Origin of the sequence: Aeromonas sp. D3, from assembly GCF_027705025.1 — a bacterium.
In the GTDB taxonomy this organism is placed as follows: domain Bacteria; phylum Pseudomonadota; class Gammaproteobacteria; order Enterobacterales; family Aeromonadaceae; genus Aeromonas; species Aeromonas salmonicida.
On sequence record NZ_JAPDBE010000085.1, the window covers coordinates 1 to 3,105 of the forward strand.

2 protein-coding genes are annotated in these 3,105 nt (G+C 54.2%); both read left to right on the forward strand.

The window, feature by feature from the left end:
• The first annotated feature begins 1,279 nt into the window (after positions 1-1,279).
• Complete coding sequence (locus OKC28_RS22800) at positions 1,280-1,519, forward strand: plasmid replication protein RepB (protein ID WP_270691149.1); 240 nt, start codon at positions 1,280-1,282, stop codon at positions 1,517-1,519.
• A 241-nt stretch (positions 1,520-1,760) separates the two neighbouring features.
• A complete protein-coding gene (locus tag OKC28_RS22805; RefSeq protein ID WP_270691150.1) occupies positions 1,761-2,813 on the forward strand; it encodes a plasmid recombination protein in 1,053 nt (350 codons plus the stop codon).
• The last annotated feature ends 292 nt before the right edge of the window (positions 2,814-3,105 follow it).

Sequence of the window (3,105 nt, forward strand, 5' to 3'; positions counted from 1 at the left end):
TAAATTTAATATCACTCGTTAAAATGCCAATAGGTGCTGCGCAGTTGATGTGTTTTGCATCTAAAAAAAAACCGCCCGAAGGCGGTAGTCAAAAATGACGATTACAAATATTTGATGATGATGCTCAACAGTGTGAGCAGTGCCACTAGGGCGTCGATAAAATCGACAGCTGCCATAAGGTCACTCCATTGTTGCGTAGAACACATAGAGGCCCGGCATTCTGCTATTGCGAGTAGCAGAGGTTGGGCCCCTTGCTACTGCTCGATGAACTAAGCATCGGGAGCATTTTCACATGGATGTGGGTGCTATACCAAATCTCTCAGCATAACGGCTGCACAAATGCTCATAAAACAACCAACTAAGGAGTGTTGACGCGATCCGCGTCCGCAGCGTACCCTCTTGCCCAGAAACGAAAAAACCGCCCTGGCAGGCGGTTTGTTCGAAGGTGTAGTCAGTTGGGGAACCGACTTCACCCGGTAACGGCTCCATAGCGGGAAGCAGCTACCTCAATACCATTCAAGTTTAGCGGCTTCACGCCGTGCCTTTCAAGCAAATTCCCGCAACTAGACCCGTTACCGAAGGCCACCACCTTTGGCGCTTAGTCGTACCCGCACGGATTGGAAGCATGTCGATGTTGCCGTGTTGGGGTGTGGTTGGTCGGGCAGAACGGGGAAATCTCACATACTGCCCAGCGTGCGATCGCGCACCACAGCCTCCCAGGGCTCGCAACTCTGGGGCACTTGCCACTAGAGCGTAACGGGGAGCCAACCACGGCCAGCTCTTAAAAAACGGCGCGGCAGTCCGGCCCACAGGCGGGGACTGAAGCAGGTGCAGTAGGACGAGGTGTGTCTCTGGAGCGCGTGAGAGGGAGCTGCCGCAAGCAGTCTCGATAGTCCAGAGCAAGGCGAGCTATCCAGTGTAACTACGTCATTTTTAACGTAGTTACACAGGAGGGCGAGCCTATCTTGAAGCGCAGCGAAAGATAGGCTCGCTGGTGTCTTTTGCCCTGTCTTTCAAACAAAAAAAAAAGCGCTGATCTTGGCGAGGTGGGTAACTGCGCCTGTCCGTCCACATGCCATTTGTTCGGCTTGTGGGCGGCAGCAGTTATCCACGGAGCGTGTTGTTTTTGAGGCTGTACGTTGCAAGAGAGCCCCATTGCCCTGGTCTTTCCGCTAGATCGAAAATCATTTTCCAAATTCGAAGAATCGAATTGCTAAATCGATGCTTTGGTGCCAAAATCAAATCGTTAGAATGATTGATCAAATTCGGAGATTGAAGCATGCAGGAAAAGGAAGCCAAGATGATCTTCGACCTGGGCGGGTTCAGTAAGGCCATGATCGCCCCAACCCCCATGGGGGCAGGGTTCCACCTCCACCTGGTGCGTTTCGGCAAAGGTGGTACAGAGGTCATCGAACGGCAGCGCGGAGGTTGGAGAGTTTTCTCCTCGATGGACGCTGCCGCGAATACTGCCAATGCCATTGGGTTCCGGCGTATCGAGATCGACCTGAGCAGTCGCTAAGGGCCAACAGACCCGCTTCGCGGGGGCCGATAGGAAAAGATAATGTGCTTTGCACAGCCCCACTTCGGTGGGTTTTTTTGTGCCCCGCAGGGGCACGGGGTCAAGGGGGGATCCCCCCTTGCTCACGTCCAGCCCCCTTGTAAGCGAAGCACAAGGGGGCTAGTGAGTGTCCTGCTTGTGTTACGCAAGCAGGACAGAGGGGGTATCATCTGCTCATGATTCGGTGTTGTGGAGGCAGCCCATGGCTAAAAAGTTTGTCATTATCCGGCACAAAAAGCTCAAGAGCATTGGGCACGTTGAGTCGGCAATCGCTCACAACGACCGGACATCCAAACCACCAAATGCAGACCCCAGCAAAACGTGGATGAATAAGGTTTTTGGGGAGGGTGTGCCTCAATTTACTCGAACGCTAGCCAAGGTGACTCGCAAAAGTACCGCCAGGGATCCTGTGCTTGCCCTGGAGTACATCGTGACTGCCAGTCCGGAATCCATGCAGGCTCCTGGATTTGACCAGGCAGGCTATTTCAGGGCAGCCAGGGAGTACCTGGATGAGCTGTTGGGAGCAGAAAATTTCGTGCATGGGGCTATCCACATGGATGAGTCCAACCCCCATATGCACCTGGTGTACGTGCCCCTGGTGCAGACACCAGCGAGCACCAGAAAGCGGTCTGTCGTGGTGGGTAAGGCCCCTGACGGCTCGCAGCTCCGAGAGGTAAGGGAGTTCAAGGTAGAGCCGGCCACCGTGCTTAACGGCAAACACTTTACGGGGCTGGAGGCCAGTCAGCGGCTTCAGACTGAGTTTGCCGAGCGGGTGGGGGTGCCGTTTGGCCTGATCCGCGGGGTGAGGAAGAGCGGCGCCCATCACACCGAGATCAAAGAGTTTTATGGGAGGTTGGAGGCGGTCAAAACTGAGTTGGCTGAGACTCGGGTCCAGCTGGAGGTGGCCAAAGCCGAGTTGAGCGATATGGCTCAGCAGCGCGATAGGCTGCGCCGCGAGCTCAGGGAGCTCCCAAAATTGGTTTTTGAGCGCGTGGGAGCCGTGATGGCGGCGATCAAGGGGATCCTTGATGCTGGTGAGTGGAACTATGAGGCTGACCTCATAAGGGGGCCGCTAGCGCGGCTGTTTTCGATGAAGGAAACACAGGTGGAGCCTGGGCGAGGGATGCTGTTGGATGGGATACGAACGCAGATGCAGCGGGCTCAGGATGAGGCTAGGGATAGAGGGGGGCCTGTTCCAAATTTTGGAGGCGAGGCCGAGTTGGCGGAAGTTGCAACGCGTAAGCTGAAGCCATGATCGTGTTAACGCTGTGTGTCGCAGTCGCTCTGCGGGGCGGAACATTAAGGGGGGTAAAAAGCAGATTTGCCTCCGCCGCGATGGTTGTGTAGCATTCGCGCCCTCATTTTTACCAGGGCTATTTTTGGCCTCAGTTGAGGCTGTTTTTGCATATTAACAGGATATTTTTTTAATATCACAAAGCGATGAGGCTCAAGTGGGGCTGTCAACTGTAGTAAATTTAATATCACTCGTTAAAATGCCAATAGGTGCTGCGCAGTTGATGTGTTTTGCATCTAAAAAAAAACCGCCC